Source organism: Bradyrhizobium sp., from assembly GCF_019244115.1.
In the GTDB taxonomy this organism is placed as follows: domain Bacteria; phylum Pseudomonadota; class Alphaproteobacteria; order Rhizobiales; family Xanthobacteraceae; genus Bradyrhizobium.
This window is the reverse complement of sequence record NZ_JAFATE010000060.1, coordinates 1-3,442: the sequence shown is the minus strand read 5'-3', so window position 1 is coordinate 3,442 and position 3,442 is coordinate 1. Positions and strand designations below refer to the sequence as shown.

4 protein-coding genes are annotated in these 3,442 nt (G+C 64.2%); all 4 read left to right on the top strand.

Going from position 1 to position 3,442, the window contains the following annotated elements; all coding sequences use genetic code 11:
• On the top strand, nucleotides 1-1,072 hold a 1,072-nt coding region (locus JOZ76_RS02740; protein ID WP_291697097.1), incomplete at its 5' end, for a DUF3362 domain-containing protein.
• 124 nt (nucleotides 1,073-1,196) lie between these two features.
• On the top strand, nucleotides 1,197-1,502 hold the full coding sequence (locus JOZ76_RS02735) for a hypothetical protein (RefSeq protein ID WP_291697096.1): 306 nt from the start codon (nucleotides 1,197-1,199) through the stop codon (nucleotides 1,500-1,502).
• Nucleotides 1,503-1,572: 70 nt separating this feature from the next.
• Nucleotides 1,573-1,791, top strand: a complete 219-nt coding sequence (locus JOZ76_RS02730) for a cold-shock protein (RefSeq protein ID WP_291697095.1) — start codon at nucleotides 1,573-1,575, stop codon at nucleotides 1,789-1,791.
• A gap of 419 nt (nucleotides 1,792-2,210) precedes the next feature.
• Nucleotides 2,211-3,338 (top strand): IS110 family transposase, encoded by a 1,128-nt coding sequence (locus JOZ76_RS02725; protein ID WP_291697094.1) that lies wholly within the window; start codon nucleotides 2,211-2,213, stop codon nucleotides 3,336-3,338.
• The last annotated feature ends 104 nt before the right edge of the window (nucleotides 3,339-3,442 follow it).

Here is a 3,442-nt window from a genome sequence, read left to right as displayed (position 1 = left end):
CTATGCCCGCGCGCCGCATCCGTCCTATGGCGATGCGAAGATCCCCGCCTGGGAGATGATCAAATTCTCGGTGACCATCATGCGCGGCTGCTTCGGCGGCTGCACCTTCTGCTCCATCACCGAGCATGAAGGCCGCATCATCCAGAGCCGCTCGGAAGGCTCGATCCTGCGCGAGATCGAGCGCATTCGCGACAAGACGCCCGGCTTCACCGGCGTCATCTCGGACGTCGGCGGCCCCACGGCCAACATGTACCGCATGGCCTGCAAGGACCCGAAGGTCGAGGCGCTGTGCCGGCGGCCGTCCTGCGTGTTTCCCGACATCTGCCCGAACCTCAACACCTCGCATGACGATCTGATCCGGCTCTATCGCAAGGTGCGCGAGGTGCAGGGCGTCAAAAAGGTGATGGTCGCCTCCGGCGTGCGCTACGACCTCGCGGTCGAAAGCCCCGCCTACATCAAGGAGCTCGTCACCCATCATGTCGGCGGCTATTTGAAGATCGCGCCGGAGCATACCGAGCGCGGCCCGCTCGACAAGATGATGAAGCCGGGCATCGGCGCCTACAACCGCTTCAAGCAGATGTTCGATGCCGCCGCCAAGCAGGCCGGCAAGAAATACTATCTGATCCCCTATTTCATCGCCGCGCATCCGGGCACGACCGACGAGGACATGATGAACCTCGCGCTGTGGCTCAAGACAAACCGCTACCGCGCCGACCAGGTGCAGACCTTCCTGCCCTCGCCGATGGCGACCGCCACGGCGATGTACCATACCGGCGTCAATCCGCTGCGCGGCGTGCGGCACGGCGGCAGCGACAAGGTCGAGGCGATCAAGGGCCTGCGGCAGCGACGGCTGCACAAGGCGTTCTTGCGCTATCACGACCCGGACAACTGGCCGCTGCTGCGCGAGGCGTTGAAACAGATGGGCCGCGCCGACCTGATCGGCCCGCGCCCCGACCAGCTCGTGCCGGCACACCAGCCGCCGGGCACCGGCAAGGCCGCCGGCACGCGGCGGCCCGTGCGGCCCGCCGGCCGGACGCAGCGCTTCACCACCAAGGGCCTGCCGATGAAGTGAGCAGGCCGCGCGGGCGGCGTGTTTGTCATCGGGCTCATCGCGGCCGGAGGCGTATCAAATTAGCGGGACAGAACATCGCGTCGAGACAGATCTCATGCCGAGGACCTACGAGCGGGAGAGCGAAATGGATGTCACCAAAGCAAGCGCTGATCTGCCCGGTCTCGCCGTCGATATCGTTCACCGCCAATCACCGGACGGCGACTTTGAGGAGACCTCGATCAACCTGCGCGCCACGCCGTCCTTCGAAGCGTTCGGGCAGTTCGTTCAGGTCGCCGATCCCTTCACGTTATGGGCGCAGGCCGTACGATTGATGTGGATGCCATGGTTGCTGACGACGCAGACGATGATGCTGCCATATCGCCCGACGCGGACGCTCCCGAGCGTCGGCCGAGCCCAGCAGCAGGCTCCGATGGCGAACGACCGGGGTTGACGCCGTGAATCAAGGCCGCCGCGCTTCAACACGCTTCCCTGCTGGTCGTCACGTCACGGAAGAGGTGACAATGCTGAGTGGTCGCGTGAAATGGTTCGATGCCGCAAGAGGCTATGGCTTCATCATCCCCGATGACGGCGGCGGGGATCTGTTCGTCCACATCACGGCGGTGCGGCAGGCGGGCTACACCAGCCTCGTGCCGGGGACGCGCCTGAGCTACGAAATCAGGCCGGATCGGGAGGGCAATCCGACGGCCGAGAGCCTCAAGATCGGCTATCGCCGGGAATGACGTGCGCGACGCGGGTGCCAGGGCGATATGCAAGTCTGAGAATGGCGCGCCCGGACCGATTTGAACGTCCGCCCGAGCATTTGCAGTTGTGTGCTTGATCCGGCTGAGCGTCGGGCGCGCGTTTTGCTGGTGGTGCCGGCGCAAGGCCAGGCGACCCATGTGCTGATTCAAGATTTCAAACAGCCGCTGACATGAGCGCTCGCGTTCTCGCGACGCGACATCGCGTCCGAGTTGTTGCTGGTGCCGCCCTCTCGATTGAAGAGGGCGCAGGGAAGGCCGGGTGTCCGCCACACCCGCGGCCCCCGTGCATAAAAAAAGCACGGGGAGAGAACCACAGGCATGGTCGGAACAATCCGGCCTTCCCTGCGCAATGGCTTTACAGCTTATACCGCGCTCTTGTGTCCTCAAAACCTGCCAGAATGTGCGAACGGGCGGTTCTCACCAACCGCCCGTCGCTGGATCTGAGCCCGTGCGCGCTCAAAGGCCTGAGAGCCTGTCAGGGAGCGTGGGACAGGTCCGGTGTTCTTCCTCAACCCGAACAGTTGCATGGGCTGCGAGCCCGAACCGAGCAAGGAAGGGAGTGGATGATGGCACAAAACGATCGCGTTGTCGTCGGTATTGATGTCGCCAAGGACAAGGTGGATGCATGCATTCGTTCGCCGTCGCAACGGCAAACGTTCCCGAGCAGTGCGGAGGGGCGCCGCAAGCTGATCGCCTGGTTGCGCAAGCACAAGGTCGACAAGGCGGTGATGGAGGCGTCCGGCGGCTACGAGCGGGACTGGGCCAAGGCGCTGCGCACGGCCTGCTTCGAGGTGTGGATCGTCGATCCGAAGCGGGTGCGCAACTTCGCCCGCTCGGCGGGACGGCTCGCCAAGAACGATGTCATCGATGCAGAGATGATCGCCTGGTTCGCCGAAACGTTTAAGCAAGCGCCGACCCAAACCCACGATGTGGCACGTGAGGAGTTGGCGGCCCTTGTGAAGGCGCGCAAAGCCGTGATCGATTTGAAGACCCGCTTGCAGAGCCGGAACGAGCATGCCGTGCCTGGAGCGGTGCAGAAAGCCCACGCTCGCGTCTTGAAGGGACTGGATGCTGAGATTGCCAAGCTCGAGGATGCAATCGTCGTCACGGTCAAGGCCACACCGGCGTTTGCCGCGCGCGCCGAGATCATCGAGAGCGTGCCGGGCCTCGCCGAAACGGCCTCTGCGGTCCTTCTTGCGGGACTGCCGGAACTCGGGACCGTGCGCCAGGAGATCGCCGCCGCATTGTTGGGAGCTGCCCCTTATGACGACGACAGCGGCAAACGGCGTGGTGAGCGTCACATCAAGGGCGGCCGCCGCTGGGTCCGGAACGCCCTCTATATGCCCTGTCTCGGCGCAGCCACCCAAAGCAACCCGGTGCTCAAGGCCTTCTATCAACGGCTGATTGCCAGGGGGAAAGAGCCGAAAGTTGCGCTGATTGCCTGCATGCGCAAGCTGGTCGTCATTCTCAACACGATGATCGCTCGCGGCGAAAAATGGGATCCCAGCCGCTACGCCTTGCGGTGAACTGAGCGAGCGCGTCTTTCTCGCGCTCGGTCCATGACCGAGCGCATGCCAAGCCGACAGACCGGCGAGCGGACGGGGTCAAGGCCTTCAGCCGCCGAAGGCGG

Coding starts and splice junctions, on each gene's coding strand:
- JOZ76_RS02735 (WP_291697096.1), top strand. CDS start 1,197: ATGGATGTCACCAAAGCAAGCGCTGATCTGCCCGGTCTCGCCGTCGAT.
- JOZ76_RS02730 (WP_291697095.1), top strand. CDS start 1,573: ATGCTGAGTGGTCGCGTGAAATGGTTCGATGCCGCAAGAGGCTATGGC.
- JOZ76_RS02725 (WP_291697094.1), top strand. CDS start 2,211: ATGTGCGAACGGGCGGTTCTCACCAACCGCCCGTCGCTGGATCTGAGC.